Origin of the sequence: Nostoc sp. ChiQUE02, from assembly GCF_034531305.2 — a bacterium.
In the GTDB taxonomy this organism is placed as follows: Bacteria; Cyanobacteriota; Cyanobacteriia; order Cyanobacteriales; family Nostocaceae; genus Nostoc.
In genome coordinates this window covers 37,412-64,349 of sequence record NZ_JAVRBN020000002.1, presented here as the reverse complement: position 1 = coordinate 64,349, position 26,938 = coordinate 37,412, and the positions used below count along the sequence as shown (strand labels likewise).

Sequence of the window (26,938 nt, the reverse complement as noted above, 5' to 3'; positions counted from 1 at the left end):
GTTATTTTGATGCTGAGGGTTTAGACAGATTCTAGTCCTCTAAAGTATTCTCGACCTTCTGCATCTTCTGCTTCTTCTGTAAGTTTTAAGTAAACAATAACTCTACATCCAGAAGCACCCTGTGCTATGGTTTCTTGCAATTCTACTTTCGCATATCCCAGATTATTAGCTGCGATCGTCCCAAAGACGTTTGAAGTCATCATACACATGGCAGGGCGATTAAGTACTTTTTCACCAAATGGGCAGATGCGGTTGCCAAAGACAATTTTTTCATCATTCTGCTCAATGACATAAAAATCGCCCTGGATTCGTTTTTTTAAATCAATTAAGACATCAGCTACTTGCTTACGAGAAAGATTGGAGACTTCCAGGGCAGATTTATAATCTTGATTAATCTGCCTTCCCATCCTTTCACCAACTACGCTAATAAATCCAGAAGCTTCTTCTAAGCCAACTACATCCTGCAAAGTGCCAGATAATTCTCTGATTAATGTACGTAAAAATATATCGCGTTCTAAAGAAAGATTAAGTTTGGCTATTGAGTGGTTAAGTGCATTGGTCATAGGTTTTGAGGACACAATTTTAGAACTACAGTTATAGAGTTCCCCAAAATGCATCTAAAGTAACTGCTTAATCTTTTTCGTCAGACAATTTGATGCTTGCTTTTGTTTCTAATGAATAGTAATGTAATGTCCGTCACAAATTCTGAACCTTATCGTTATAACAGTTCCCGATTTTACAAAATCTCTTCTAGTTTAGTCTCCATTATTACCCAATACGCTTGGATTAAGGCTTGATCCTCCCTAAGCCTCCTTTTTAAGGAGGTAATTAAAGCAAGCCTTGGAAAGGGAGTTAGAGGGATTTTGCGGGGCAAAATATCACTAACTCCAGGTATATTGTATTATCACTCCATACATAAATTCGCTTACTCGTAATTAGGACAAAAGTTTCCTGTTTTCCATAAATAAACTTTGTTGCTTTAAAACTGTAATTAATTACGAATTATGAAGTAGCAATTATTTGATTATTATGACCTGCTAACATATTGAACATTTATTTTCCTAAGTTCCAAGTCAATTGTAGCAAAAATAATCCCAGTTTTTGGTATATCTCCTGCAATAAAATCGGCACATTGCTGAAGAACTTCTTCAACTACTGATAAAGAATCTGGGTCTTTACTGTGACCTACTACTGCCTTGAACATAAATTTATTTATTTTATGAATGCTACTTACTATAGTTATTAAATGGGAAGCTTAATGATAAATTCTGAACCTTGTCCTAATACTGAATTTACCTCTAGAGTTCCTCCATGTTTTTCGACAACAATTTGATGGGCAATTGATAATCCTAATCCTGTACCTTGACCCACAGGCTTGGTGGTGAATAAATAGTCAAAGATTTTTTGCTGGACATCAGACGACATTGCCACACCATTATCTTTAATCCGAATCAAGATATAATTTTTATCTTCAGTGAGAGTGGTTTGAATCAAAACTAGATTAGGATTTGCTTCAATTTCAATATATGTACGCCCTATATTAGACTCCTCTAAAGCATCAATAGCATTAGCTAACAAATTCATAAATACCTGATTTAGTTGTCCGATAAAGCATTCTAAGTCTGGCAATTTATCGTAATCTCTAATTACTTGAATATCGGGTCGATATTCAGATGCTTTTAAACGGTGTTTAAGAATCATGATTGTACTGTCGATGCCATCATGAATGTTGCAATAAACTTTGCGATCGCTATCTGCTCGAGAAAAGGTTCTCAGACTGGTACTAATGTTGCGAATGCGCTGAACTCCTTCTTTCATTGAGGAAATTAAATTAGGTAGATCGGAAAGCATATACTTCAAATCTATCGCTGCAATTCCTTCTTGAATTTCTGGAACTGGATTAGGATAGTGCTGCTGATAGAGGCCAATAATGTTAATCATGTCGTGGAAATATACTGAAGCGTGTCCGAGATTGCCATGAATAAAACCAACTGGATTATTAATTTCATGAGCAACTCCTGCTACTAATTGACCAAGGGCAGACATTTTTTCTGTCTGTACAAGCTGAAGTTGAGACTCTTGTAGGTCTTTTAATGCCTTAGACAACGCTGCTGTCCTTTCTAAAACTCGTTTTTCTAAAGTTTTTGTGAGATTTCTTAATTGAAGATGGGTTTTAATTCTAGCTAATAATTCTTCTTCATGAAATGGTTTTGTGATATAGTCAACCGCTCCTATATCTAGACCCTTTACCTTACTATCAGTATCAGAATTAGCCGTCATAAAAATTACGGGTATATCACAAGTAGCTGAATTTTCCTTCAGCCTCTTACAGGTTTCAAACCCATCTATTCCCGGCATCATCACATCTAATAAAATCAAATCAGGGAGTTGAGATTCAACCTGTCTAAGTGCTCTTTCTCCATCACTTTCTGTTATAACTTCAAAGCCTACATTAGTTAATATATCAAAGACAATTTCTAAGTTAGTAGTAGTATCATCCACCACTAGAATTAAACTATCTTCTGGGGCATAAAGCATTTTTATATCTGGTTTTTCATTCATATATTTAAATTAATTTACTCATTGTTAGTTGTTCACTATTGGCTTTGCGATCGCAGCTAAGTCACCTCTATTTTATTGGCAGACTAACTGACAAATTTCTCGTCTGACAAGCCTATAGTTCCCAAAAACTCTGATAACAGCAACATTTTCACGCTAAATTGCCTCGCTATATGAAGAGCATTAACCACCAATCTTCGTTTTCAGTGGAGATAACATCCTCTTTCATGAAGGCGAGTGTTCTGAGATTTAGTTATTATTACCCTTGTCTTTTTAAAAAATTAGCGCTATCTCAGAACAATATTCTTGATACCTTAAGTTTATTTTTTCAGTTAGTCAACAGTGTTTCTCATGAGTATTACTAAATGTAAGTTTTTTGTAAAAATTTTATAAGAAAATATATTTACATATAATTACGGTTATGTTTTTTAAAAAAACATTGAACAATACTGGTTAAGTTTGAAAATATTCATATAGATTTACACGCTGTATAACATGTCGTGTTGCAGTGAGTTTTTTTCAAAAAGTTGTCATAGGCTCTCTGTGAGTATCTTGATTTTTTCTCCTGTAATTAATGTTCGTTACTTCTAACTAATATATTTCTATGAAGGAACTACTTTCCTCTGATTTGTACTGTCCATTTTCATCCCATATCAATAAGCATGTTGATGTTTTAGAAGAGTATGCTCTTGAATGGGTAACTCGCTTTAACCTACTGGCAAATAAATCAGTTTATCGACGTTTCACCAAGTCAAATTTTTTCAAGCTAGTAGCAGGTGCTTATCCTTACTGCGATCTAGAGAAAATAAAGATTGCCAGTGACTTGTTCAGTTGGCTGTTTATTTGGGATGACCAATGCGATATGTCAGATTTAGGCCAACAACCTGAAGCACTCAAGCTTTTTCATCAGAGATTTATTGAAGTATTAAATGGAGCAGAACTTACAAGCAATGATATACACCTTAGCTATGCTTTAAGTGACCTACGACAACGGATGCTCGAAATAGGCAGCCTAAAATGGTTCCATCACTTTGTTTTTAGCTTTGAGGAATACTTCGCCGGATGTGTACAGGAAGCAAGTAACCGTGCACAGGAAATTATACCGGATATTGATACTTATATCAGAATACGGAACTTAAGTTCGGCAGGGGATCTTACCGTAGTATTGATTGAATTTTGCGATCAATTGCTCATTCCTGATATCTTACGACAGCACGACATCTTCAAAAAACTCAAGGAGAAGACAATTAATATTCTTGCCTGGTGTAATGATATCTTCTCCTATTCTAGAGAAATGGCAAGTGGTGATGTTCACAATCTAGTATTAGTATTGCACTATCAACAGGAACTACCTCTAGAACTAGCGATTAAGCGTGCAGTTGAAATCCACGATCGAGAGGTACGAGAACTGATCAAATTAGAAGCATATCTGCCATATTTTGGAGAAGAAGTAGATGTTGAGCTTGCAAAGTATATATCAGGAATGTATGCCTGGATACGCGGCAATCTTGATTGGTACTTTAATTCTGATCGCTATCAAACTATAGAAAGGCTGGAGTTAGTAGAAACTTTGGAGCTAGATAAATCTCAAAGCAATATGCAAGTACTTTCAAATATGAAAATTCTACTACCAACCTGAGGAAAAACTATACTATTTCAGCGAATATTTTCCACGATGCTCCCAACGACTTTTTGAAAAAGGGTGATTGGGAGCATCTGGAATTTTACTGCTTCAAAGTTAATCAATATTAATCCAGAACTAACAATACAAAAGTAATGCAATTTCAGTATGAAAAATCAAATGCAACTACCTAATCCACTAAAAACTCCCTCTTTAATCCAGAAAATCCAGTGGGTTGCAGACCCTGTTAGTTTTATGGAAAATGCGGCTCAACAATATCCCGACATTTTTACTGCTGAGGTAATTGGTTTTGGGGATACCGTGGTTTTTATAAACCATCCCCAAGCAATTAAGGAAATTTTCACTAACGATAGGAAGAAGTTCTTATTCGTTGGTAAAGTGAATAGAATATTTGAACCCTTAGCCGGGGAATATTCACTCCTCATGCTGAACGGTGAACGCCATAAACGGCGGCGACAACTTGCAATGCCTTCTTTTCATGGCGAAAGGATGCGAGCCTACGGTTCTTTGATTTCTAATCTCACCGAACAAGTCTTTAGTCAGTTACCACTAAATCAGCCCTTCTTAGCTCGTACTGCAATGCAGGAGATTTCTCTGCAAATTATTTTACAAGCTATCTTTGGCTTGCATAAGGGAGCACGTTACGACGAAATCAAGCGCTTGGTGGCGTTGGTTCTGGATCTTTTTAGCTCACCCTTTACTTCTAGCTTCCTCTTTTTCCCCTTCCTACAACAAGATTTAGGAGCTTGGAGTCCTTGGGGATGGTTTCTGCGTCAACGGCAAAAAATTTATGAATTGCTTTACGCTGAAATTGCCCAACGCCGAGAGCAACCCAATCCAGATCGCATCGATATCCTATCCTTGCTGATGTTAGCGCGGGATGAAGCAGGTAATCCGATGACAGATCACGAGTTGCGCGATTATTTGATGACACTGATGGTAGCAGGACATGAAACAGTTGCAACAGCAATGGCTTGGGGATTATATTGGATTCATCATTTACCGAAAGTCCGAGAGAAATTGCTTCAAGAACTTGATTCCTTCGGTGATTCTCCAGATCCCATAACCATTTCCCAACAGCCTTATCTCACGGCTGTTTGTAATGAAACTTTGCGTATTCACCCTATTGCGATGTTCGCGTTCCCCAGGATAGTCCAAGAACCCTGTGAACTACTAGGACATCCTTTAGCTTCTGGAACATTACTGGTTCCCAATATTTACCTGACTCATCAGCGTGAGGATTTATATCCCCAGCCTCAGCAATTTAAACCAGAACGCTTTCTAGAACACGAATTTTCTGCCTATGAATTCTTGCCGTTTGGTGGTGGAGTCCGTCGCTGTATGGGTGAAGCTTTGGCTATGTTTGAAATGAAGCTAGTATTAGCAAAAGTTCTATCAGGCTATCAACTTGATCTAGCTGGTAAGCGGCCAGAGCATCCTCAACGTCGAGGTTTTGCACTTGCGCCTGCTAATGGGGTCAAGATGGTAGTTAGAGAACGACATGTGCGTGAAGAGCCTCTAGTGAATATGACAACTACATCCGTCTTTTAGTAATCTGTCAAAGCGATTTTAATGAATATTAGAAACTTAGCTTGGGAACAAGTTGGGTTTTTATAATTTTAGGTTAGGTAGAGCGGAGCAAAACCTAATCTACGAAAAATAGATTTACGACCCATTTTTCCGGTGGCGCGTACTTAAAAACCCAGTTTTTCGCAAAAACTGGGTTTTTAGCACTCTTAAATTTGGGCTTGACAGATTACTAATCTAGCCCTCTAACTGTTGCATCGGTATCTCAATAGTAAACTCAGTCCCCTCTCCTGGCGTGGAATCACAGGTTAAACTACCTTTGTGTTTGTCCACGACAATCTGATAGCTAATCGACAACCCTAAACCCGTGCCACTTCCTACTGACTTGGTGGTAAAAAATGGGTCAAATATTTTCTGCTGCACGGCTTTTGTCATGCCAGAACCGTTATCAACAATCCGAATTATCGCCGTATTAGAATCTGTTAGTTCAGTAAAGATGTGAATTTGTCCTACCTTATTAGAAGCCGATGACGCATCTGTTAATTGTTCTTTGTCGTTTACTAATGATGGATGATTTATGATAAATGTCTCTTCTAAAGCATCAATCGCATTACTCAGGATATTCATAAACACTTGATTGAGTTGACCAGGGTAACAAATAACCTCTGGTAATTTCCCATATTTTTTGATAACTTCAATTTCCGGAAAATTGCTATTTTCTTTCAGTCGGTGCTGCAAAATCATTAAGGTGTTGTCTATTCCTTCATGAACATCTACAGGCTTCATCTCAGATTCATCTAGGCGAGAAAAGTTGCGTAAGCCCAAAACAATATTCCGGATACGCGAACTCCCCACTTTCATTGAATCTAGAATCTTGGGCAGGTCTTCTGCTAGGAAATCTATATCAATCTCCTCAGCTTTTTCCTCAACTAAAGGCGAAGGACGGGAATATTCCTGCTGGTAAATAACGACCAAATCCAGCAAGTCTTGGACATACTCACTAGCATGATTAATATTGCCATGAATAAAGTTAATAGGGTTATTTATTTCATGAGCAATTCCCGCCACCATTTGTCCCAAAGAAGACATCTTTTCACTTTGAATCAATTGGATTTGGGTACGTTGCAATTCTTGTAGAGCTTGTTGTAAAGAGTGATTTTTGTCATTGATTTCCTGCGTTCTTTCCTGGACTTTTTTCTCTAGAGTATGGTTGTATTCCTCCAAGCTTTCTTTAGCTAGTGCCAAATTTTTGTAGAGGATAGCATTCTCTAGGGATATTGCTGCTTGAGTGGTGAGGAGTTTGAGGACTTCTACGCGATCGCGTGTAAATGCTCCTGTCGTTAGATGATTTTCTAGGTAAAGAATCCCAATTAATTTACCTTGATTTAGAAGAGGGATAGACAATAAACTCTTAGGTTCTTCACTAATTATATAACTATCACCTGCTAGAAAAGAAACAGCCATTGCATCATCAATGACCAAGATTTCTCTGGAGCGTTTAACATAGTTAATCAAAGTAATGGGAACATCGTAGCTTGACTCAAGGCAAGTTGATGGAAACTCAGTATAGGTATGCTCAAAATTTGAACTTGAACAAACTGCTGTGACAGTTAATGCCAAGTTATCACCTTCATTCAAAATTAAAGCGCATTTAGAAGCTCCTGCATTCTCCATAACAACTTCCATTAAAGTAGAAAGTAGTCGCTCAAGCTCGATTTCCCCAGAGAGTGCTTGAGATGCTTTAATGAATGCGGTTAAATCCAGAGAGTCCGAAATACTTGTCTTCGAGCCAATGACAGTTTGTTGATTACTCAGGGTAGATAAAGATGATAGAGATATGCTATTGAAAGAAGTGCTTTCCTCGCTAGCAGGGATACTCAGTTTTTCTTTCTGGAATATAGGAGTGAGTAATTGGGGATAGCGTTTTGCCAAATCGTCAACTTTGGCTTTTGCTCCCCAATTAACGTATCCATAGTAGGCATCAATTAAGTAAGTTTGGGCAATTTTTTGCTTGTCCCATCTTAGATAAAATTTAGCTGCAAGTTCCTGAGCTAAAGCTACTTCATTCTTGTAGTCATGTTCTTGAGCAAGGGAGATAGCACGGTCGTATTCTTCCATTGCTTCAAGATATTTCCCTTCAACTCGATGCCTTTCTGCCTCCACCAAATAAAATTTATGCCAATTATTCATTGGAGCATGATATGCCCAATATTGCATCTTTTCCTGATTAGCTTGCACCCGATCGAGAATGCACTTTTGCTCTGAATCAGGTGCGTCAGTGTACACCGCCAGTTTAGCCAGAGAATCGTAAAAATAGAAAAAAGGAACAACCAGTTGCCCTGTACCACTATCTAAATACTTTTCTGCCAGGGTGGCATTTTCAGCTGCTTGGGGGAACTGCTGAAACAAGTAGCATAAATGTAGTTTGTGGAAATATAGATATAAAAGTCCGATTCCATCCTTGGCTTCCAAGTGAAGCGGCAGCATTTTCTCCTCATCATAGGCTTCACCAATTAAACGACAAGGATCTTCTACAACCCCCAGTAAATTTAAGACACTCTGTTGATAGATGCAATTCCAGTTGAAGGCTCTTTCTTGCTTGATTTGCTTGAGGGCATTGCTGTAGTTTGCTATCTCACGTTCCAGCCCTGTCAGTTCTCTACCTATGGAATAAGAACAGAAGCAATAAAACTGAAGATATAAGGCTGCAAATTCCAAATCTCCTGTTTCCATCGCTAGAGAGTAACTCTCCAGTACAGTGTTTAATGTTTCCTTAGGATGCTCCTTCCAATGCCGGATACCTGCATGAAATACCTCCATGACTTTTGCTTCAACTTCTTTAGCATTGTACTTAGCCACCAAACTTAAAGCCAGTTTGCCAAAATCATAGCCAGACTGAATATCTCCCTTTTCGCTACAGAGGATTGTTCCGTAAAGAACGTATGCAAAGGCAGACAAGGGAGCATTGCCATATTTGAGCGATAAGTTGATTTGTTTAAGAACAATCAGTGGAAAAAGTTCAGGAGTGACTGCATAGGCGAAAAAAAGTGCATTGGATAGAATCCGCATTATTACCAATGTTTGTTCTGCCGTCATTTCTGGCAGATCAATTAAATCCTCAATCCGCTTTCCATTTAAATTTGATGTTAATTCAGCGATCGCTAGCTGAATATCTGACTGGCTGGGATTTTCAGGCAACTCAACTTCCAACAACTTTAGAACATCTAGTGCAGTCCTAACAGATTCTAGTGCTTGGTTCTGCGCCCCATAGGCTTTAATTTTGACTTCATAAACTTTTACTTTCTCCAGCAGTGTTTTCGCTCTTGCCAACACTACCTCTACTAATTGCTCCATTTGCCTAAAGTCGCCTGCTAGATACGCTGCCTCTGCTGCTGTCTCATACAAAGCTAGGATTAACTTATATTTAATCTCCCAGCTATCATCTGCCAGCAGTTGGATGCCAGTAGTTAAATACTTCAGAGCAGATGGATAAGCTGTTGATGCTAAAGCTTTACGTCCAGCAATTAGATTCATCTGGGCCAGTTCATCTCGTTTAGCTTGAGGGGAGATGAATTCTACTGCGATATTAAACTGATTGACAAGCTCAAAAATCTTTTCTTCCTGTTCTGCAACAGGAATATTATTCAATAACTGTAGCCCAATTTTTAAGTGAATTGGCTTTTTTTGTTCTTCAGGAATTAAAGAATAAGCGGCTTGCTGCACTCTGTCATGGACAAATTTATATTTAGGTAACTGTAAATTAGAATTTGAAAATTGTGTAGATTCTATTCCATGAATAATGAATTCTTGATTAGTATTATCTTTTGAAAAGATGTTGTAATTTTCAGTCTGTGGTAAAACTAGTCCATCAAGTAATGCTTGCCACAAATCTGATGCTGTATCTACTACAGATTTTTCATTGACGATCGCCAGAGTTTTTAAGTCAAATTGATTACCGATACAGGCAGCCAGTTTGAGAACTTTTTGGGTATGTATTGGCAATTTCTCTATTTGCAGAGCGATAAATTCTACTACATCATCTGTAAGAGCTAATTCTTTGATTTTTGAAATATCATACTGCCAATGACCAACATCAAAATTTAATACAATTAGCCCATCATCGTGTAAAGATTTAAGAAATTGAATAGAAAAGAAGGGGTTGCCTTTGGTTTTGGCAAACACCATTTGGGTGAGAGGAACAGCAACTAATTCAGGACAATGCAGGGTATCAGCAATGAGATGATTTAAATCACCCTGATTTAAGGGTGCTAGGGCGATCGTATTAATAGTTGCTCCTGCTTGTTCAATTTCCTGTAGTGTCAAATAAAGCGGATGCGCCTTAGAAACTTCATTATCGCGATAGGAACCAATTAACAATAAACCCCCCTGTATTTTATGGATTTGTTCTGTCTCTTCTGAAAGAGAAGACAATCTGCTGTCACACATTAATAACTGAATTAATTTCAAGGAAGCCGTATCTGCCCATTGCAAGTCATCGATAAAGATAACTAGGGGATGTTCTTTGGTTGTGAAGATTTGGATGAATTTCTGAAACAATAAATTGAATCGATTTTGGGCAGCACTGCCAGAAAGTTCTGTAACCTGAGGTTGCTTACCAATAATCTGTTCGAGTTCAGGAATGACATCAATAATCACCTGAGTTTGTGTACCCAATTCCCGCAGAATTTTGACTTTCCATTGTTGAATTTGGGCATCAGTTTCTGAAAGCAGTTGCCCGATTAAGTCTCGAAAAGCTTGCACCAATCCTGATAAGGGAATATCACGTTGAAACTGGTCAAATTTTCCCTTGATGAAGTAACTACGCTGCCGCACAATAGGTTTGTGGACTTCATTGACTACAGCAGTTTTGCCAATGCCAGAGAAACCCGCAACTAATATCATTTCTGTTACCCCATCTGCCACGCGCCCAAATGCAGCGAGTAGGGTTTCAACTTCACTTTGGCGACCATAGAGTTTTTCGGGGATTACGAAACGATCCGAGATATCCCTCACGCCGAGTTCAAAGGGTGCAATATTTCCTGTTTTTTGCCACTGGCTTTGGCACACCTCCAAGTCATGCTTTAACCCTAAAGCGCTCTGATAGCGGTCTTCGGCATTTTTTGCCATCAGCTTGCTGATGATGTCAGACAAAATTAGCGGAATATCGGAATTAATCCGACTTGCTCTTAGCGGTTGTTTGGCAATGTGAGAGTAAACTAACTCCATCGGATCTTTAGTGGTGAAGGGTAACTGTCCGGTAAGGAGTTGAAAAAAGGTGACACCAAGGGAATAAAAATCAGTACGGTAGTCGATACCTCGGTTCATCCTTCCAGTTTGCTCTGGGGAAATGTAAGCCAGAGTGCCTTCTAAGATGTTGGGATTCGTGAGAAATTGAATTTCTCTTGGCAAGAGGGTGGCAATACTAAAGTCGATGAGTTTTATTTCATCTGTGGTAGGGTTTATGAGGATGTTGGCAGGCTTGATGTCTTTGTGAATGATGCGATCGCAATGCAGTCCTTCAAGGATAGAAGCAATTTTAATAGCAATGTGGAAAAACTCATTGAGAGAAAGGCTGTTTTCTTTCTTCGCCTTGTCTTCCAGTCGCCAGTCTTGGAGGGAAATGCCGCCAAAATCTTCCATCACTAAGATGTAGCTGTTACGGTAGTTTTCTAAACTATAGGTTTTGATTATGCCAGGAATATCAAGGTTTTTGGTGATGATATATTGATTTCGGAACTGGGCGATTTCCCCGAAGGTAGGATATTCATTCCGCATTAATTTGAGAACGACTGATTTTTTGTCTTGTTCTCTAATGCCCCGATAAACTAGGGTTTTACTGCCTGAGTAGATTTGCTCGGTAATGCGATAGCCAGGAAACGCATATAATGTATCTAATAGTACTAACATTGTGGACTATGCTCATAATTCTTGTTTCTATGGCTTAGTATTCCCGTGCGAAGACTATCCTGCTCAGGAAATACGATTTCTTTTTGTTTAATTTGTGTTATGAAATATAATTTTTTACTAAATATCTAATATTGAACTATGTAATTCCGCAAAGGCTAACTTTGCTATAAAGAAATAAGGTTTCCAAGGACATGATTACCAGATAAATTTGGTAATCATGTGCTCTTGCTGCTTTCGTTCTGGGGACTAGCTATCAAGTTTTGACGCAGATTTTGTATGTAGCAGAACAAATAACAAAAAAGCCTGCCGTTCTCCTTAGGTTAAGGGCAAACTGTGGCAGGTTTAGTGCGTATTGGGCTACTTTGCTAGACTAATATAACAATCAGATTTGATTCCTTAATCACTCACAGAAAGAGGGAACTCTTAATAGAAAATATTAAGGAGAGCCAGTGCGGTCTTTCCCCTACAGCCCTTCTCCTAAAGGAGACGCTACGCATAGCTTGCTTCACCGTAGGAGTACGGCTAATTTAAAATTCAAAAATTATAGAGGTGAAGATAATCGCTAGTTATTTTTTCCTGTTTTTGAATTTTGTTGTTAACGATGATTTGTCAACATAAGTGTTTTTGGACTAACTATTTTTACCCGCTTTTAATCGGACACCCGTTATTAGAGACGGGGTATTTTGGGCTGCGATAATAATAACGAGCACAAATACTACTTGATTTTTTGTTTAATAAAAGTCACTACCTGAGTTAGCTGTTTCTTCAACCCATCAATTTCTGCTTGCATTTTGACAATTTTGTCATTCAACGCATTAATTTCTGTGTCAGAGGCTCCTCCGGCACTAGGGGTTGCGTTGCTTGCCGCCGTAGGCATCGCAGTATTTGCGACGCTAGGGGCTACTACCGTACCATTGGCGACACCAGAAGTTGCAAATGTGCTATTTTTGACAGCAACTGTTGCTCCTACTGGGACTAGTTCTGGGCGTGGCTGTTTCGCCTTGGTCATAGCTAACTTAATTGCGCTAATTAGTTGCTTCTGATCAAAAGGCTTGCCCAGAAATTCAAAATACTCAAATGGTTCTTGGATTTTCTCGGTTACTTCTTCCTTGCGACCAGACATGATCACCAAAGGAATTTTCCTTAACTCCGGATCGGCTTGAACTTTCTGGAAAACCTCCCAGCCACTCATTTTAGGCAACAGGAAATCCAGCATAATCAGGCTGAGTTTTTCCTGAAGGATAAAATTTAGTCCTTCCACACCGTCTTTTGCTTCCAGTACCTCAAAATTGCCCGGAGGCAACATTTCTCGTACTTTGACCCTGACAACTGTAGTGTCATCGATAACTAAAATCTTGTTGCTTGCCACGACTGTTTGCTCTAACAGAAACTTTAAGTGTAAATAGCGGCTTTGCCGATTGTCCTTGAGAATTCTCCCACTATATACAAAATTTCTAGCAATTGGGGGATAGTATATTTCGGTATAAATGACATTTATAGAGGTGTTTTGCAAAACTTTTGCTTACGCTCTTTTCAATTTGTGTCATGGTGATATTTAAGGCTTTAGCCTTGATCTAAGGCATAAGAGATATGAGGACACAAAGACATAGTGACATGGGCACACGGTGACTTCATTAAGAGCGTTCCTGCGTTTCCCGCTTCCTGCGTCTATTCTTATCTATCATTTGTTAATCGACAGACCACTACTGTATATCCGCATCTTGCTTGGATGTCTATGATTTCGTCACGACAAGCCGAACTAAAGTCTGAAATTACGGCAATGCCTAGCTGGTTACGTCGCCCTATTGGCAAAGCCAGTGAAATCTCTACCGTACAACGCATTATTAAGCAGCGCCAAATTCACACGATTTGCGAAGAAGGACGCTGTCCCAACCGGGGAGAGTGCTATGCCCAAAAAACTGCAACTTTCTTACTAATGGGGCCTACTTGCACACGCTCTTGTGCTTTCTGTCAAGTAGATAAAGGTCATGCACCAATGCCTCTTGATTTAGAGGAACCCCAAAAGGTAGCACAGGCAGTGCAGCTTTTAGGATTACGTTATGTGGTGCTGACTTCTGTAGCCCGTGATGACTTGTCCGATCAGGGGGCAGGGCACTTTGTGAAAACGATCGCGACTATCCGCCAGTTGAACCCAGAGACTCAAATTGAAGTACTGACCCCAGATTTTTGGGGTGGTGCTGGTGTAGGGGAAGAAGGTCAGCGCCAGCGGATAGCGATGATTGTAAAAGCCAAACCAGCTTGTTTCAACCACAATATTGAGACAGTGCGGCGGCTAACTGGGCCAGTGCGCCGGGGAGCCAAGTACGATCGCTCACTTTTGGTGCTGGCTATGGTCAAAGAAATCGATTCGACAATTCCCACCAAATCAGGTTTGATGCTGGGACACGGAGAAACACTTGATGAAGTCGTTGAAGCAATGGCTGATCTAAGGGCTGTGGGGTGCGATCGCTTGACTATCGGGCAGTATATGCGTCCATCTTTAGAACATCTGCCAGTCCAAAAATATTGGACTCCAGAGGAATTCGATCAACTCGGCAGATTAGCATGGGAAATGGGATTTAACCATGTTCGTTCTGGGCCTCTGGTTCGCAGTTCCTATCATGCTGGAGAGGAGGGAGCGGGGAGTCGGGATGAAGCAAGGGAGCAGGAGGCAGAGGGCAGTGGGCAAGGGGGAGAATAAAAAATTCTTTACCCTCTGCTCCCTGCTCCCTGCCCCTCTGCCTCTTTCCCCATGCCCAATTCCCAACTTCACACAAATATTCTTAAAGAATTTGAGTATTTGGTACACCAGTTTGGTATTTCTTAAAAAGTCCTGACATTAGGAGAACCGCATTATGACTTCTAAAACGAAGAATTCCCCAGTTGCCGACAGTGGAGCTAAACCTCCCTACGCCTATCGCACAGGCTGGGCACTGTTCTTGTTAGCTATCAATTTTCTGGTGGCAGCCTACTATTTCCACATTATTGAATAATTAGAAGTGGAGTGGTGCTGCTCAAATCGTTCCTTTGAATAAACCTTTGGGACGAATGAGCAGCACCAAAATCATAATCAACAGTGCAACACCCTGTTTATACTGTGAACCCAGCCAAGGGGTACTGATTTCTTGGACTATGCCAATAATAAAAGCTGCTGCGATCGCACCGTAAGGGTTGCCAATGCCACCAAGAATCACTGAGGCAAATAATGGTAAAATTAAGAACCATCCCATATTCGGGCGCACGGCTGTAATTAACCCATACATGCTGCCACCCAATGACGTAAGAGTGCCAGCAATTAGCCAAGTCCAGAAAATTACTCGGTCAACATTGATACCTGAAACCCTGGCTAAGTCCAGATCGTCAGCAACTGCTCGCATCGCCTTACCAATTTTGGTATTTTGCAACAGGTAATGCAGCGCCAAAATTGCTAACACCGCCAACCCCAATACCAATAATTGATTTTGCGGTATCTTTAAACCCAAAATATCTAAAGCTGGCGTAACAGGTAAATTATAATTTTGGTTCTTGCCACCCCAGATAAAAATAATTCCATTGCGAAGAAATAAGGCAAGTCCGATAGAAATAATAATCAGCGTAGTGGAAGTAGCACGGATAGAGCGCATCTTTGACCACAGCAACTTTTCTGATAACAGCATTGCTGCTACTGTTCCCGCCGCTGCCAGGATCATCGACAGCCAAATATTGACTCCAATAGTGTTTATCAGCCAGGTCAGATAGGCTCCTAAAGTTAGAAAGTCACCATGAGCAAAGTTAGATAACCGTAAAATTCCATAGGTAAGAGTGAGTCCGACTGCCGCTAGAGCAATAATGCTCCCCACCGCAATCCCATTAACGATTAGTTGGGCGAATTGTGTATCCATAAGCCTTAAGTTGCTTTAACAAATTTTAGGTCAGTGGTTCATATAATAATTTTTTTGGACAGCTGCTAAATTCGACATCATAAGTTATGGTTTATAACAACATTAAGTTATGGTTTATAAATAAAAAAGAATTGTCCGCTAATATACATAGAATCCTTTTCGGATTTTTATGCGAAGCTAAACTTGTTCAGCGGTCTAGTTGACCATGCAGCAGTACTCAAGCTTACCAGACCAGAACTCACAGATAGATGCAACGCCAAAACTTTTGACAACAATTCAGCAACTTCGCGCCAAGTTGTGGCTGGAGAGCAGCTTGAACCAGTTGCAAAGTCGCCTTAATGATTGCCTGCTTTCTGCTTGTAACACTGTCCCACAGGCAGGAGCCGCAGAAGCAGAAATTCTCCAAACTGTGGTCAACGAGATTAACAGTGCTGTAAACAGCAGTAATTTGGCGCTTACAGATTGTGCCGTAGGCATCGCTCTGTTTCAACCACAAGAAACTGTTGCCACAGTTTGCTATGTTTCTTGTTCTCTATCCCCAAACTCACAACCTTTATTTATAGAATTGCTGACAGCAGAAAAAAAACTGCTGTTGAAATTGCAAGAGGTCATAAAACTCGAAGATTTGCAGCAGCTTGAGAATCAACAAACACCGAGCGCTTGGCGGTTAGCTGATGATTCTGGCATCGTCATAGGCTGGCTAATTATTGCCACAGCACCCCTAAACTCTGATCCTGAGTCGCTGATAAAATCACAACTTCAACTCAGATCACAATTGATGGCAAGGTCTGCGAAACAATGTAGTACAGCCTTGGTACAACTTAGACAGATCCTGTCTTGGCAGCAACGGTATCAACAGTTAAGTAACTCTAATCAAGAATTGGAGCGCACCAATCAACTCAAAAATCAGTTTCTGGCAAACACCAGCCACGAAATTCGCACACCCCTTAGTTCTATTATTGGGTTTACCCACCTGCTTTTAGCCCAAGGGTACGAACCAACTAAAGAACGCCAGCAAGAGTATTTAAATATCATTCAGTCTAGCGGTAAGCACTTGCTAGCTCTGATTAATGATATTTTGGATCTTTCTAAAATTGAAGCAAATCAGCTGGAGGTGCAGTGGGAAACAATTGATGTGCCAATGCTATGTAGCAATGTTTTCGCACTGGTGAAAGAGAAAGCCGCTAATAAGGGTTTGAAACTGTGCCTAGAACTTGAACCCAATATTACAACCCTAGTAGCCGACCCCTTACGACTCAAGCAAATGCTGTTGAATTTACTCTTCAATGCCTTAAAGTTCACCAGCAAAGGAAGTGTTGGCTTACAAGTTGTTCCCAAAGGTGTATTTGTGCATTTTACAGTTTGGGATACTGGCACTGGTATTTCCCAAGAAGACCAGGCTCAACTATTTGAACCCTATTTCCAAATTGCCAAGGCTGTTGCTGGTGGTGGTGAAGGTACTGGTTTGGGTTTAGCAGTGACTCGAAAACTCGCCCAAATTCACGGTGGTTCTGTGAAAGTGGAATCTGAAGTAAATTGCGGTTCCCGTTTTACCCTTGTACTTCCCCTTAAGCAAGAGGTGGGAGTGGGGGGAGGAGGGGGAGTAAGGGAAGCAGGGGGGGCAGGGGGAGCAGGGGAAGCAGGGGAAGTAAAATACTTCTCATCTCCTCTACCTTTCACCGCTAGTTCTTCCGTAGACATTTTGCTGGTAGAAAATGACTTACCCAACGCTGATATGATGCAAATTTATCTACGTAAATTAGGATATCAGGTGACTTGGGTTAAGAATGCTGGCGAGATGTGGGAAGCTCTAACACAGTTAGACCCAGTGGTGATTTTAATGGATGTTTATCTGGCAGATGAAAATGGTCTTAACTTGGTGCGACAACTGCGAGAAAATCGGCAATATCAGACGATTCCGATAATTGCTCAAACAGCAATGGCAATGAAAGGCGATCGCGAAACTTGTCTAGCCGCTGGAGTAGATGACTATATTTCTAAACCAATTGATTTACCACTTTTAGCCAGTCTGATAGCTAAGTACAGATTACCGCCAGCAACAGGGGAGTAGGGGAGGCAGTGCGGTCTTGGGGGTTTCCCCCAGGAGCAACTGCCGTCGAGCAGAGGGAAATGACTACAATGGAATTTGTTGGGTGCTGTAGGGTTTTGGCAGGATTGGGAAATGATGCTGACAGAAAAATTTGAGCAATTAAGAGCCTTATTTAAAGAAATGGAGCAGGCGTTGATTGCCTACTCTGGGGGCGTTGATAGCACTTTGGTTGCCAAAATTGCTTATGATGTGTTGGGCGATCGCGCTTTGGCTGTCACGGCTGTTTCTCCTTCGCTGTTGCCAGAAGAGTTGGAAGACGCCAAAATTCAAGCTGCAACTATTGGGATTCCTCATAAAATCGTCCAGACTCACGAGATGGAAAATCCCAATTACACCTCTAACCCTGTTAACCGCTGTTATTTTTGCAAAAGTGAGTTGCACGATACTCTCAAACCTTTAGCTTTCCAGTTGGGTTATCCCTATGTAGTGGATGGGGTAAATGCCGATGATTTGCATGATTATCGCCCAGGAATTCAGGCGGCGAAAGAAAGAGGTGCGCGATCGCCTTTAGCAGAAGTGGGTGTCACTAAAGTTGAAGTTCGCCAATTGTCGCAACAACTTGGTTTACCTTGGTGGGACAAACCTGCTCAACCTTGCCTCAGTTCCCGGTTTCCTTACGGTGAAGAGATTACTGTCGCTAAGTTACAGCGAGTCGGCAGAGGAGAAATTTTCTTAAGAAAACTAGGTTGGCAGAATTTGCGTGTGCGATCGGAAGGGGATACAGCACGCATTGAATTACCACCAGACCAAATTAAAGAGTTTGTGTTGACTACGGATTTACAAACATTAGTTTCTGCGTTTCAAGATTTTGGATTTATCTACGTAACCTTAGATTTGGAAGGTTATCGTAGTGGTAAGTTAAACCAGGTTTTAAATCGGGAAGCCTTGGGCGTTAAAGTATAGAATTTTAGTTGTATAGAGATAAAGTTTATATTTATTTACCTTCTAGAGAAACTAGAAAGCAACCGTTAATTCTCCAGGTATTATCCGGTTGTTTTTCCATGAAATATAAAGCCCTCAAGGGAATTCCATCAGGAGCAAGTAGTAGCACTGGTTGAGTTATGTTTCCCTGGATGGTTGTGATCTTCTCAAAAAAGACAGAACGAGGACGGTATACTGCTGGGTAGCTCGTCTTCACCATCTGCATAAAATTTTCTGGGGTTCCGAATTGCGTCTGAATTGCCGGACTAGCGAAGCCAAAAGCGCCTTGGGCATCATCCTTTTTAAAGGCTGCCAATTGGTGTTCAATTACAGAACGGATATTGACAGAATCGGTATTAGAAACTTCCATAAATCTCAAAATTGCGATTGCGATCGCGGCAAGTGTCGGCAAAGCGATCGCTCAATTCTCACGCTGAGTAAGCTTGTATTCTATCTGCTGTAGTGCTGTTCGCCACACATCATATCCCTCTTGAGACAAGTGCAACCCATCTGTAGTCAACTCTGGGCGCAAATTGCCTTCCATATCTGTAAACCAGCTATAAATATTTAGATAATTAGCGCCTTCTTGTTTAGCAATCTGGGTTAGTTGTGTGTTGATGTGACGAATGCGGCTATTGGAAAGTTTTGGTAGGCGAGTAGGCAAAATTGATTGGACAATGATTTGAGCTTGTGGGTGAGCCTGCCGTAAACGACGGACAATCCGGCGATAATTACGCAAAATTGTTTCATCACTAGCGCCTTTTCGTAAGTCGTTAATCCCAGCCATAATGTAAATCACATCTGGCCGCGTTGCCGAAAATGCCCCCAATCTTTTTAAAACGCCAGTGGAAGTATCTCCAGATATGCCTTGATTCAGCCACAATTTACCGGCAGGCAGTTTTTCTCTAGGAAACCACATACTCAAAGAATCACCAACTAAGATGCTCAGATGATTTGCACCTTGACCTTGAGCGATTGCTCTAGCTTCTAAAGCTAGTAAACTTTTCCAGTCGTCATAAGTTAGTTGACGCTTCTTGATCGACTCCCACAAAGATTGCAAATTATCACTATCTACGCGTGTATAAATCTGACCTGTTTTCAGAGCCGCCAATCTTTGGTAGTAAAGTTGATTGCCAGATGTCAGTGAAAGACCAGCTGCTTGAGCGCTGGGGTTGAGTAATGACTCTGTTGGGGTTGGTAATCCCTGACTGCTGAATTCTGGTACGCTAGAGACGTTTTTCTCATCTACTGTTGGCTGCGAATGCGAACTTTTTAGGGGTTGTAACGCTTGGCCGCTAAGTTCTGGTAAGGAGAGATCAACGCTATTGATAATTTTTGTACTGACTATTGTCTGCGAACCCTGTTTTAAATCCCACAGGAATCTAGAATTTTCTGGCAGTACAATCGACAGATGTGGAAGAGCCGATGCTGGTATTGCCAATCCTGTTAACAAGCCTGCTGCCAACAGATAAGGGTCCTTCATCGCTTTCTCTCTCCTCTACTCACTGCTTTTCCCTATGACAGCATTAGTTGCCTGTATTCAGGAAAATTTTACTTCGGTTAAGTTATTATTCTTATTTACACTGTATAGTTCTGTAAAGCGTGTTCACGAGATTATATTCGACAATTTACGATCTCTTTAAAGTACGGTTTTCTCGGTGGTATACAAGTCTTATTTGTGAGAATACTTCTACTGAAAGCACTATTTTTATCAGCCAACCAGTTTTTACAACTCAGTTGTCACAAATATTGTAAGTGTTTGCAAAATCAGCGATGAATGGGTGATTTTTGAGTATCTCAGGGCAGAGGTTTTTGCTTTTGATGTTGCTAATATAGGAAATAAGCATTTGATTTTAAGTTTTCAGTAAATTGTGGCGATCGCATGAGAGTTTGCTAGAGCCAGAGGCGATCGCTTTTTAATTTCTCATATGAAATTGAGCGGTGCAAATGCATCAGTTATCAAATATGGGATTAGTCAGATTAAAGATTCGAGAACTAGCAGAAGAGAAAGGATGGACACTAAAAGAAGTTTCTGACCGTTCTGGGGTAATTTACAGCACAGTTAGAAGTTATGCCCGTCGTCCAGCAATGACAACAGTTGACTTTACTGCCATTCACAAATTAGCTCGCACCTTTGATGTAACGATTGAAGAATTAGTAGAAATCCTAGAAGAATAGGCAAAAGTTTAACTGTTGAGAATATTGATATCATACGATAGTGCGCCTTCAATGAGCAAGCATCAGGTTTACCATCCTGAAAATTTTAAACCTGACTCAAAAAAGAGGTTTGACCCTCAATCAAACAGGTTTAGGATAACTCTGGAGTCATCTATAGTGCTGTCAGGCACTATACCCGTTATCCTGGAATGACAAAAGTTAAATTTATTTTCATCCAAAAATTAGGCTCTTACGTTTGATACCATGATTGAGGCTTTAATATAGATTGTGCAGTAGTATGATAGTGCCCTGTACCTAGAACCGTTGTTCTCTATCTACGTAATTTAAAATTTATGTTTACGCATTGAAGTATGAGCTGAAACACATTTAAATTAAGTTTTACCTCTAGAGAATAACCTCATTTAAAGTGCTAAGATTTAGGCTGAATCATTAGTGTTTTCCTTTTCTTCCGTGGCTAGAGCTAGTACAGCGATTGGTGTCAGTCCCATTATTAAAGAGATTGTGCAAAAACAGGCACATTCGACACGTTTGACCCTGAAAGAAGTTATTCTCATGGGGATGTTAGCTATTGACAAACTAGATGAACAAGGTCGTCAAGAGCTAGCAGATCAAGTTCATCAAATGCAGGTGAATGGAGAAATATAATGGAGTAGTTATGAGTTATGAGTTGTGAGTTATAATTTTCAACTCCTCACTCCTGACTCTTCACTTAATTTGGTTATTGGCTAAATCGATAACGACTTCCCATTACATAATGCTCATTAATTTCAAAAGATATCCATCGGCGTTGCAGAGTTTCAGCAACAAAGCCCGTTGTATTAGAACCTGCAAATGGATCTAATACTATATCACCTTCATCAGTTAAGAATTTGATGAAGAACTCGGCGAACCCTTGAGGAAAACGTGCTGGATGGGGTCTAATTTCTGCTGTTTTGCAGCGTCGTAAATAAGCACTATTAGATTCAGTATTAGCAATTTCTAGCAAATTTGGCGGAATTGCACCCTGATTATCCTTTTGGAATTTATCAGAAATATCATGCCCACTAGGACGTATTTTTGCTTTATAACCATTTTTGAGTAATTGTTTCATACTTTGGCTATAGGGCTTTAAAACTTTTCTGTTATCTGCTTTAGGATTCGGTGTTTTAGACAACCACCAAACTGTATTTACTGAATCTTTCACACGAATTCGCCTGATTGTTACCCACTCAGCAGGGGTTGGCAGTCGAGCCGGATTATAGTGGTAAAATTCCTGAGCAAGGAAGAAACCTACTTCTTTGCATAATCTGACTAAAAGTTCGTATTGGTAGATACTCCGCACGGGATTGCCAGGTAGGTAAGCACCACCTAAATCTAGTACGAATGAGCCATTATCTGCCAGTACTCTTTTAAATTCGGATGCAAAAGGTAGAAACCACTCAATATATTTTTCAGCAGTTTCGTTACCGTATTCTTTTTTTCTTGTGAGAGCAAATGGGGGTGAGGTGATAATTAAATTAATACTATTATCATCAATAAATTTAATAAGTTTAAGGCTATCACCTAAATATGCGGCTCCGTTTTGCTGGGTATAAGAGGGATTAAAAATTATTTCTTTTGGTGGCGTTATTGGTTCTTCTTGCAAGAGTGATAAAATTATCTCGTTTTTTCTAGTTATAACTTGTTTTGGTATTTTCCAAGGATTTAATTTTAAAAGTTATTTTTTTAACCTAGAGGGACACAGAGGGAAGCGCAAACTAACGCCGAGAAGTATATTTATTCAAAAGCTAGCTGTATTCTTGATTTCCTCTAAAAGCGATCATTGCGGACGCCGGATTCGCGTTTGCATTTCGTCTGCAACTACAAGACAACCTTTCAGAGTTTCTAAGTGTTGCTCACGTACAACACGAGACAAAATTTCTAGCACTGTTTGACGGCTGCGGTTACGGGAACGCAGTAGTAGAATACCAGGATGAGTGCCTGGTGGAAAGCGACGAACATCAGAGAAGTCTAAATCAAGGGTGATGAAAAATCGTTCCTCAGCACAAACTTGCTGCCAAATAGTGTCATCATCAGCACCAGACAATCCTTCATCAGTCACACGGTCAGCGTTATAACCAGCTTGCTGTAAAAACTCAACGTGGGTTTGTGCCATGTTCTCGTCGAGTTTCACTTTCATTTTACTCATCGCAGTGGCAACAATTCCTCTTCCCTGGTTAGTTGTGCTGCATAAGCAATAGCTGCTTTGATATCTTCTAAAGCCAGTGGTGGATACTCTTGAACAATTTCCTCAAATGTCAGTCCCTCGGCAAGGTTATCAAGGATGACTGATACCATAATGCGTGTTCCTTTGATACACGGTTTGCCGTGACATACATTTGGGTTTTGAGTAATGCGTTCTTGCCAGTTTGTCATGATTTTGATTGCTTGTAATTAAGTTTAATTTTAGGCGTAGGCGTAGCTCGTCGTAGACATCGCTTTCTTTTTAGATAGGTTCTCCATCTTTTAGTGAGTATATGTCTGGTTCATGGTTAAGGAATTCAAAGGCTCCACCAGTCTGAGCAAGTTGCATTAATTCACGAGTTGAAGGCTCTGATAAATTTAAAATTAATCTTTCTTCCAATAGCGATCGCTCCTGATCAGAGAGAGATAGGATAACTTGTATGAGAGATTCTAGGAGTTTAATGTTCATTATTATAAATATTATCTATATTTATATTATAAATAAACTTAGCTCTAATTTTATTGAGGTTACTACTTTTTGCTAAACTGCAAATAGCTTGTTCTAACTTTTGGGATGCAGGTAAACCCAGAGCCAAAAATTGCCTAACCATTGAATATAAATCAGGATCACCTTCTTGAAGCCATTGACAATATTCATCAATAGTAGAGTTATTTAGAAATTCAATATCTGCTTTCAACCAAGGCGATATTGACTGGGTATTACTGTTAATTATTTTTTTCAAAACTATAGTAATATCTAAGGTTTGCTGATATTCATTTTTTTTCTCTTCTAGATATGCTTCCAAATCAGGATATTTACGCAACTTAACTTTAAAGGCATTTAAGTCATTTAAATAATGTGGTTCTAAAGTTTTTAGCATATTTTGTAATAAAGATTTTTCATAGCGAGAAATATCCAATTCTATAACTGAGGCAAATTTTTCAATTTGTTCAAATTGCGAAATACTCAAATCAAAATTATTTTCTTCAAGAAAAGTAATAATTTCATTAACAATCTCTTGTTCAGAATCTCCAAAGGAACTATAGTATGGCTTTCCAAGACTACGAATTTTTTCAATAATTGAAGTTTCTTGTTCTCTTTGATTGAGAATCTCACCTTTTTTAATAAATTCAGATTCAGCAGATATAGATAAGGAGGTTTCAACCGACTGAATTATAAGTTTATCAAGCTCTAAATGACTATACCCCATAAGGAAAGTTTGTTGTATCAATTGTATTCTTTTGTCAGAAGTCTCCTGATCTTTGTATTGATATTTTGAAGAATCTATTAAGGATAATATAGCGTCTATACTAATATCGAAACGCTTAAAAAATCCAGTATCGAGTTTTGCTAAATTAATAACAATACTATTTCTTATAACTTGATTACGTAAACTAGGCTGCCAATCCTTCATTAAGGGAATAAGCTATTTGCTTTATTTATATTTTCAGTCATAACCGCCTTTAAACTCCAATTATAAAAGTAAACATTTTGCTAATCCTTAATTCTTCTATCTTAGAAACGTGGATATAAGGGTTCAGTTAGAACCAAAAAGCTTAAGCTACCATTCTCCTTAACTGAACCGTATTTGGATTATCTCTCATATTGTATTAAATCCAAATCTTGCCCACCTTTATATTTATCCAACAAAAAATCCCCCACCTTGCGGCAGGGGATTTTTATTACTTCTCTACAAAACTAGCAGCCGAATTAACCGAACTTACCAGCAGTAGAAGCAATCAAGAATGCGGCGTAAGTTACGATGTAGCCAACAGTGAAGTGAGCTAGACCAACTACACGAGCTTGAACAATAGACAGAGCCACAGGCTTGTCTTTCCAGCGAACTAGGTTAGCTAGAGGAGTGCGTTCGTGTGCCCAAACAAGGGTTTCAATCAACTCTTGCCAGTAACCTCTCCAGGAGATTAAGAACATGAAGCCAGTAGCCCAAACTAGGTGTCCAAACAAGAACATCCAAGCCCAGACAGACAGGTTATTCACGCCGTAGGGGTTGTAACCGTTGATCAATTGAGCAGAGTTAGCCCAGAGGTAATCGCGGAACCAGCCCATGAGATATGTAGAGTTCTCATTGAACTGAGCTACGTTGCCTTGCCAAACACCTAGATGCTTCCAATGCCAGTAGAAGGTCAACCAACCAATGGTGTTGAGCATCCAGAATGTAGCTAGGTAGAAGGAATCCCAAGCTGAGATGTCGCAAGTACCGCCACGACCGGGGCCGTCGCAGGGGAAGGCATAGCCGAAATCCTTTTTATCGGGCATCAGCTTAGAACCACGGGCATCTAAAGCACCTTTGACCAAGATCAAGGTGGTGGTGTGCAGACCTAAAGCGATCGCATGGTGTACCAAGAAGTCGCCAGGACCAATTGTTAAGAACAGGGAGTTAGTACCAGCATTGATGGCATCTAACCAGCCTGGCAACCAAACGTTAGCGTAGTTAGGCCATGCTGTGTAAGCAATACTATCTGGGTTAGATAGCAAGGTATCTAAACCGTACAGTACCTTACCGTTAGCAGCTTGGACGAACTGAGCAAACACTGGCTCAATTAAGATTTGCTTTTCAGGAGTTCCGAAAGCAACTACTACATCGTTGTGTACGTACAGACCAAGGGTGTGGAAGCCCAAGAAAAGGGATACCCAACTGAGGTGGGAAATAATCGCTTCTTTGTGCTTCAGCACGCGCTCAAGAACGTTGCCCTTATTTTGCTCTGGATCGTAATCACGAACCCAGAAGATTGCTCCGTGGGCAAAAGCACCAAGCATCAAAAATCCAGCAATATACTGGTGATGCGTGTACAACGCTGCCTGGGTTGTGTAGTCCTTCGCAATAAATGCGTAGGAAGGCATGGAGTACATGTGCTGCGCTACCAGGGAAGTAACAACACCTAGCGCTGCTAAGTGCCATCCCAATTGGAAGTGCAGGGAGTTGTTGTAGGTGTCGTAAATACCTTGGTGAGGTAGGTTGAACGGTCCTTCAACAGGAATGCCAAAGAAATTCTTGGCATTTAATGCTTCCTTGAGACTGTGACCAATCCCAAAGTTTGTCCGGTACATGTGACCAGCAACGATGAATAAAACTGCGATCGCTAAGTGGTGATGAGCTATGTCAGTCAGCCACAAAGCTTCTGTCTGGGGATGGAAACCACCCAAGAAACTCAGAATTGCAGTTCCTGCACCTTGCGATGTCCCGAAGATATGTCCAGGAGTGTCAGGGTTTTGAGAGTAAACACCCCAGTTGCCTGTAAAGAATGGTGTCAAACCGGCTGGGTGGGGTGGGGTATTTAAGAAGTTATCCCAACCTACGTGCTGACCGCGAGATTCGGGGACAGCAACGTGAATTAAGTGACCAGCCCAAGCCAATGAACTAACACCAAACAAACCTGCTAAGTGGTGGTTTAGGCGATGTTCAGCACTCTTAAACCATGCCAAGCTAGGACGGTATTTGGGTTGCAAGTGCAGCCAACCAGCAAAGAGTAATACAGCAGCGAATAACAGCAAGAACACTGAACCGTTGTACAGTTCGCCGTTATTCCGCATACCGATGGTGTACCACCAATGGTAGAGACCAGAGTAGGTAATGTTTACCGGATTGCTAGCGCCCGCTTGGGTAAAAGCTTCGATCGCTGGTTTACCAAAGTGGGGGTCCCAAATCGCATGGGCGATGGGACGGATATGAAGGGGATCTTTAATCCACTGTTCAAAGTTACCTTGCCAGGCTACGTGGAACAGGAGGCTGGATGCCCACAGGAAGATGATTGCCAAGTGACCGAAGTGAGTTGCGAAAATCTTTTGGTAAAGATTTTCTTCCGTCATGCCATCATGGGTTTCAAAGTCGTTGCCTGTAGCGATCGCATACCATATCCGACGAGTCGTCGGGTCCTGTGCGAGATCCTGGCTAAATTTCGGAAATTTTGTCGCCATAGGTTTAATAAATCCTCTGACCTTTAGCCATCAAATACCAGCGTCTAGAGTCCTGAGTTCTGAGTACCAAGTTT

22 protein-coding genes are annotated in these 26,938 nt (G+C 40.4%); 8 read left to right on the top strand and 14 right to left on the bottom strand.

The features are described from left to right. Positions 1–20: 20 nt before the first annotated feature. The 3 genes from RM347_RS02380 to RM347_RS02370 all read right to left on the bottom strand — a co-directional run bounded on the left by RM347_RS02380 (position 21) and on the right by RM347_RS02370 (position 2,562). The gene (locus RM347_RS02380) at positions 21–563 is read right to left on the bottom strand and encodes a methanogen output domain 1-containing protein (protein WP_322717907.1); all 543 of its coding nucleotides are present in this window, start codon (positions 561–563) and stop codon (positions 21–23) included. A 464-nt stretch (positions 564–1,027) separates the two neighbouring features. Beyond that, positions 1,028–1,204, bottom strand: coding sequence for a hypothetical protein (locus RM347_RS02375; protein WP_322717906.1), 177 nt, complete (start codon positions 1,202–1,204; stop codon positions 1,028–1,030). 38 nt (positions 1,205–1,242) lie between these two features. After that, the gene (locus RM347_RS02370; protein ID WP_322717905.1) at positions 1,243–2,562 is read right to left on the bottom strand and encodes a hybrid sensor histidine kinase/response regulator; all 1,320 of its coding nucleotides are present in this window, start codon (positions 2,560–2,562) and stop codon (positions 1,243–1,245) included. Between the two features lie 601 nt (positions 2,563–3,163). Between RM347_RS02370 and RM347_RS02365 the strand changes: the two genes are divergently transcribed. After that, positions 3,164–4,198, top strand: a complete 1,035-nt coding sequence (locus RM347_RS02365; RefSeq protein ID WP_322717904.1) for a terpene synthase family protein — start codon at positions 3,164–3,166, stop codon at positions 4,196–4,198. 162 nt (positions 4,199–4,360) lie between these two features. Next, positions 4,361–5,752 (top strand): cytochrome P450, encoded by a 1,392-nt coding sequence (locus RM347_RS02360; RefSeq protein ID WP_322718141.1) that lies wholly within the window; start codon positions 4,361–4,363, stop codon positions 5,750–5,752. Between the two features lie 213 nt (positions 5,753–5,965). On the opposite strand, the gene RM347_RS02355 is transcribed toward RM347_RS02360, so the two are convergent. Together RM347_RS02355 and RM347_RS02350 are read right to left on the bottom strand one after the other, a co-directional pair. Further along, a complete protein-coding gene (locus RM347_RS02355) occupies positions 5,966–11,635 on the bottom strand; it encodes an ATP-binding sensor histidine kinase (RefSeq protein WP_322717903.1) in 5,670 nt (1,889 codons plus the stop codon). A 715-nt stretch (positions 11,636–12,350) separates the two neighbouring features. Then, complete coding sequence (locus RM347_RS02350; RefSeq protein ID WP_322718140.1) at positions 12,351–13,004, bottom strand: response regulator; 654 nt, start codon at positions 13,002–13,004, stop codon at positions 12,351–12,353. A 366-nt stretch (positions 13,005–13,370) separates the two neighbouring features. Between RM347_RS02350 and lipA the strand changes: the two genes are divergently transcribed. Beyond that, complete coding sequence (gene lipA / locus RM347_RS02345) at positions 13,371–14,336, top strand: lipoyl synthase (protein ID WP_322718139.1); 966 nt, start codon at positions 13,371–13,373, stop codon at positions 14,334–14,336. Between the two features lie 154 nt (positions 14,337–14,490). Then, positions 14,491–14,628, top strand: a complete 138-nt coding sequence (locus RM347_RS02340) for a photosystem I protein PsaX (protein ID WP_322717902.1) — start codon at positions 14,491–14,493, stop codon at positions 14,626–14,628. A 21-nt stretch (positions 14,629–14,649) separates the two neighbouring features. On the opposite strand, the gene RM347_RS02335 is transcribed toward RM347_RS02340, so the two are convergent. Continuing rightward, a complete protein-coding gene (locus RM347_RS02335; protein WP_322717901.1) occupies positions 14,650–15,516 on the bottom strand; it encodes a branched-chain amino acid ABC transporter permease in 867 nt (288 codons plus the stop codon). 205 nt (positions 15,517–15,721) lie between these two features. On the opposite strand from RM347_RS02335, the gene hrmK reads away from it, so the two are divergent. Both hrmK and larE read left to right on the top strand, forming a co-directional pair. After that, positions 15,722–17,587: a hybrid histidine kinase/response regulator HrmK gene (hrmK, locus tag RM347_RS02330; RefSeq protein WP_322717900.1), complete on the top strand. Its 1,866-nt coding sequence runs from the start codon at positions 15,722–15,724 to the stop codon at positions 17,585–17,587. A 114-nt stretch (positions 17,588–17,701) separates the two neighbouring features. After that, positions 17,702–18,529 carry an ATP-dependent sacrificial sulfur transferase LarE gene (gene larE / locus RM347_RS02325; protein ID WP_322718138.1) on the top strand — a complete coding sequence of 276 codons (828 nt, stop codon included), beginning with the start codon at positions 17,702–17,704 and terminating at the stop codon, positions 18,527–18,529. A 31-nt stretch (positions 18,530–18,560) separates the two neighbouring features. Here larE and RM347_RS02320 read toward each other — a convergent pair whose 3' ends face one another. Together RM347_RS02320 and RM347_RS02315 are read right to left on the bottom strand one after the other, a co-directional pair. Then, positions 18,561–18,917 carry a DUF4864 domain-containing protein gene (locus RM347_RS02320; protein WP_322718137.1) on the bottom strand — a complete coding sequence of 119 codons (357 nt, stop codon included), beginning with the start codon at positions 18,915–18,917 and terminating at the stop codon, positions 18,561–18,563. A gap of 51 nt (positions 18,918–18,968) precedes the next feature. Beyond that, positions 18,969–20,030: an SGNH/GDSL hydrolase family protein gene (locus tag RM347_RS02315; protein ID WP_322717899.1), complete on the bottom strand. Its 1,062-nt coding sequence runs from the start codon at positions 20,028–20,030 to the stop codon at positions 18,969–18,971. Positions 20,031–20,512: 482 nt separating this feature from the next. On the opposite strand from RM347_RS02315, the gene RM347_RS02310 reads away from it, so the two are divergent. Both RM347_RS02310 and RM347_RS02305 read left to right on the top strand, forming a co-directional pair. Beyond that, positions 20,513–20,725 carry a helix-turn-helix domain-containing protein gene (locus RM347_RS02310; protein ID WP_322718136.1) on the top strand — a complete coding sequence of 71 codons (213 nt, stop codon included), beginning with the start codon at positions 20,513–20,515 and terminating at the stop codon, positions 20,723–20,725. A gap of 432 nt (positions 20,726–21,157) precedes the next feature. Continuing rightward, positions 21,158–21,370: a hypothetical protein gene (locus tag RM347_RS02305; protein WP_322717898.1), complete on the top strand. Its 213-nt coding sequence runs from the start codon at positions 21,158–21,160 to the stop codon at positions 21,368–21,370. Between the two features lie 73 nt (positions 21,371–21,443). Here RM347_RS02305 and RM347_RS02300 read toward each other — a convergent pair whose 3' ends face one another. From RM347_RS02300 to psaB, 6 genes are all read right to left on the bottom strand, one after another. Next, positions 21,444–22,349: a DNA-methyltransferase gene (locus RM347_RS02300; RefSeq protein WP_322717897.1), complete on the bottom strand. Its 906-nt coding sequence runs from the start codon at positions 22,347–22,349 to the stop codon at positions 21,444–21,446. Between the two features lie 174 nt (positions 22,350–22,523). Continuing rightward, entirely contained in the window at positions 22,524–22,892 is a 369-nt protein-coding gene (locus tag RM347_RS02295; RefSeq protein WP_322717896.1) for a DUF5615 family PIN-like protein, read from the bottom strand. Then, positions 22,889–23,119 (bottom strand): DUF433 domain-containing protein, encoded by a 231-nt coding sequence (locus RM347_RS02290; protein WP_322717895.1) that lies wholly within the window; start codon positions 23,117–23,119, stop codon positions 22,889–22,891. The genes RM347_RS02295 and RM347_RS02290 overlap by 4 nt, the downstream gene beginning before the upstream one ends. A gap of 70 nt (positions 23,120–23,189) precedes the next feature. Beyond that, entirely contained in the window at positions 23,190–23,396 is a 207-nt protein-coding gene (locus RM347_RS02285) for a hypothetical protein (protein WP_322717894.1), read from the bottom strand. Continuing rightward, the gene (locus tag RM347_RS02280; RefSeq protein ID WP_322717893.1) at positions 23,386–24,342 is read right to left on the bottom strand and encodes a hypothetical protein; all 957 of its coding nucleotides are present in this window, start codon (positions 24,340–24,342) and stop codon (positions 23,386–23,388) included. The genes RM347_RS02285 and RM347_RS02280 overlap by 11 nt, the downstream gene beginning before the upstream one ends. Before the next feature lie 296 nt (positions 24,343–24,638). Further along, the gene (psaB, locus tag RM347_RS02275; RefSeq protein ID WP_322717892.1) at positions 24,639–26,864 is read right to left on the bottom strand and encodes a photosystem I core protein PsaB; all 2,226 of its coding nucleotides are present in this window, start codon (positions 26,862–26,864) and stop codon (positions 24,639–24,641) included. Positions 26,865–26,938: the final 74 nt, after the last annotated feature.